This window comes from Photobacterium sp. OFAV2-7 (assembly GCF_022347985.1).
GTDB lineage: Bacteria > Pseudomonadota > Gammaproteobacteria > Enterobacterales > Vibrionaceae > Photobacterium.
In genome coordinates this window covers 1-2,808 of record NZ_JAKRFQ010000704.1, presented here as the reverse complement: position 1 = coordinate 2,808, position 2,808 = coordinate 1, and the positions used below count along the sequence as shown (strand labels likewise).

Sequence of the window (2,808 nt, the reverse complement as noted above, 5' to 3'; positions counted from 1 at the left end):
ATTAAATACCAAGTTGGCAGTTAGCAATATTAATTATGAGTTCTATGAACCAACCTCGAAGCAGGTGCTAGCGGTTGAACAAACTGATAGTAAAACATTAGAGATTCAGACGAGTGAGGATTGGCCACAGGAAATTCGAATTAAAGCAACTATTGATTTCGAACAGGGCAGTGACATATTGACGACGGACTTTAATTTTTTTGTGCCGTCAGCCCGTTTGGTCTCTGTCGGGGTTCCGATATCGGAAGCGGCTGATATGCTGATCCCTGTCCAGCTGGAGGTCAGGCAGAGCGGAATATACCGAGTGCGCGCTAATTTATATAGCCAACATGGTGATGTGATAGCGGCACTGAACGGAAAGTCCAAGCTGGCAGAGGGCTCCGACAAGCTGGTACTAAAAGCCCATCACAGCGTACTATCAGGAACGGACGGTTTATATCTCCTCAAGGATTGGGTGATTGAAAAAATGTCTGGCTTCCCTGGTGAAAAGGCCAGTTACGGGATCAGCGAACACGACACAATACCTCTGGCACCGTTCGATTTATCCGCACTCAGCCAGGAGCCTTATACACCAAGCGCGGAAGAGCAACAGCGGCTTGAGTTTCTGCGACAGGCTGCAAACCAATAGCATGAACGCCTGGCTGATTTAGCCGGGCGTTTTTGTCGAGAGTTTATGAATATGGTAGAGGTTGACGATGATACAGAAGCTATTCATGATCACTACGGGGTAAGCGCCAAGTTGCCAGCCATAGATGACAAATAGCAAGCATCCCAGCCCGTTAATATATCTTAGCCGCTTCATATCCCCCATTAATAAAGACATTCCTACCAGCAGAGAAGCCGCGTAACCGATGGTTTCTGATATTTCCATTCTCACTCTTTTTTCAATTCGTCCCTGAATGCCATTAACTGTAGAACAAATCTCATCGCATGAAGCTGCTTAGCTGGAAGTTACTCAGAGGGATGTAGTCTATGTTTAAGTGATAGTCCTTCCATCTGCAGTATGTCGGAGATCATGTCATTGAAACGATAGATTATCTAAAAGACAGATACACGGAAGAACTGGCCAGATTTGCTTATTGCGAGGGCCAGTGTTCTCGGCTGTTGGTATTCTTAACCGCGATTCTCGCTGCTGTCGGTACGGTAGCCGTGATTAAGAGTGATAGTTTTTTTCAGCCTGCTTTACCGGTTGAGTGGATCAAACTGCTGGCATTGCTGCTTGCTTTGTTTGCGGTTGTTTGTGCCTGGGGGCATGCATTACTGGCGCTAAAAATTGGCGGCCATATTGAGCTTCCCAAGGGACGCGAAACAACAAGAGATCTGGCTGCGCATGATATTGCGAGCCGGGAACAGTTAATTATCAACTATTACCACCAGGCGATAGAAGAGCTGACTGAAGTAATTCACGAGAAAAACAAGTATATTGTTATCGCTTATGAGGAGCTCACAATGAGTGCTTGGTTTTTCGGGATAGTTTCAGCTGTCGCGATCGGAACGGAAATATTAAGCTGAGCAACAGTGAATAGCCATGATCATGGAAGAGGACTATGAGGAAGCTAGAATTAATAATACCGCCTGTTGTTCTGATGGGAATATTTGCGATTGGAATGTGGCTGCTATCAGTGCAGCTACCTAAACAAGCACTATTCGCTAATGGCAGTACACTTGCTGCAGCGACTATTGCCATGATTGGTGTCATTATTGCTCTTTCTGGTGTGCAGGCTTTTCGCAAGGCCAGCACAACAGTTAATCCGCTGGAACCGCAAGAGGCCTCTACCTTAGTTAATACTGGTGTCTATCGAATAACCCGCAATCCGATGTACCTGGGTTTTTTGCTAATACTGGTTGGTTTTGGTGTTTTATTGCAAAGTGTCTATTCGCTGGCCTTGTGCTTAGGCTTCATTCTCTATATGAACCGTTTTCAGATTGAGCCGGAGGAGCGTTTTCTTGAGGCGCAATTTAGTAACGAGTTTGTGCAGTACAAGAAGGAAGTACGCCGCTGGATTTAAAGCAAAGTCAGCACAGTGTTAATTGCGCTCAAAAAAACACCAGTTGGCCACACAAATGTCTGAAGTTTATGATTTTCATTGATGTCACAAAGAATTAATACATAATACTGGTTATTTATCCAGTTAAAGAGGCAAGGTGTGTTACTCAAAGGTGCTAGGCTGAAAAGTACTCAACAACCTTGCTCAGTGTGAACATCTGTGGCTAATTTCAACGTACATCTTGGATCAGCCGCGCTAACCAGTAGTTTGGCGGCTACCGCATTATTATCAGCAGGGCATATCGTTCCGATCACTGCTTTATGGCTGATGTTTCTTGGGACTATGGGTGGATTGTTGCCGGATATTGATTCAGACAACTCCACCTCAATGAGCACGTTATTTCGATTCTTTGGCGGAATGCTCACATTCAGTTTTGTTGGTCATATTTATCGTCTGGTGTCGATGCTGGAGTTAATCGTTTACGCAGTATTTTGCTATTTGACTATCCGGCATAATCTGAAAGCCATGCTAGAGAAATTAACCGTACACCGGGGTTGCTGTCATTCTCTGGCTTTTATCACTGTTTCTGGTTTAGCCTCCGTTTCACTGGTCTATTTGCTCGGTTACAGCGAAATAACAAGTTGGCTATCAGGTGTGTTTTTATTTGGTGGAGGACTGGTTCATTTGTTGCTCGACGAAGCATATAGTGTCGATCTGGCCAACCGAAAAATAAAAATGTCATTCGGTTCAGCATTCAAGCTGTGTTCGAACCGCAACCCGGTGATCAGCGTTATTCAGTTTTTGCTGATAGGAGCGCTTG

Annotated in this window: 4 protein-coding genes and 1 pseudogene; 4 read left to right on the top strand and 1 reads right to left on the bottom strand. The window is 44.9% G+C overall.

Annotation, left to right across the window (positions count from 1 at the left end):
• A pseudogene (locus MHN01_RS23330) lies at positions 1-628 on the top strand (hypothetical protein); the annotation flags it as partial.
• An 18-nt stretch (positions 629-646) separates the two neighbouring features.
• On the opposite strand, the gene MHN01_RS23325 reads toward MHN01_RS23330, so the two are convergent.
• Positions 647-871: a YgjV family protein gene (locus MHN01_RS23325; RefSeq protein WP_239413744.1), complete on the bottom strand. Its 225-nt coding sequence runs from the start codon at positions 869-871 to the stop codon at positions 647-649.
• A 233-nt stretch (positions 872-1,104) separates the two neighbouring features.
• Between MHN01_RS23325 and MHN01_RS23320 the strand changes: the two genes are divergently transcribed.
• The 3 genes from MHN01_RS23320 to MHN01_RS23310 all read left to right on the top strand — a co-directional run.
• Positions 1,105-1,512, top strand: coding sequence for a hypothetical protein (locus MHN01_RS23320; protein WP_239413743.1), 408 nt, complete (start codon positions 1,105-1,107; stop codon positions 1,510-1,512).
• Between the two features lie 35 nt (positions 1,513-1,547).
• Positions 1,548-2,009 (top strand): isoprenylcysteine carboxylmethyltransferase family protein, encoded by a 462-nt coding sequence (locus MHN01_RS23315; protein WP_239413742.1) that lies wholly within the window; start codon positions 1,548-1,550, stop codon positions 2,007-2,009.
• Positions 2,010-2,207: 198 nt separating this feature from the next.
• On the top strand, positions 2,208-2,808 hold a 601-nt coding region (locus MHN01_RS23310), incomplete at its 3' end, for a metal-dependent hydrolase (RefSeq protein ID WP_239413741.1).

Coding starts and splice junctions, on each gene's coding strand:
- MHN01_RS23325 (WP_239413744.1), bottom strand. CDS start 871: ATGGAAATATCAGAAACCATCGGTTACGCGGCTTCTCTGCTGGTAGGA.
- MHN01_RS23315 (WP_239413742.1), top strand. CDS start 1,548: ATGAGGAAGCTAGAATTAATAATACCGCCTGTTGTTCTGATGGGAATA.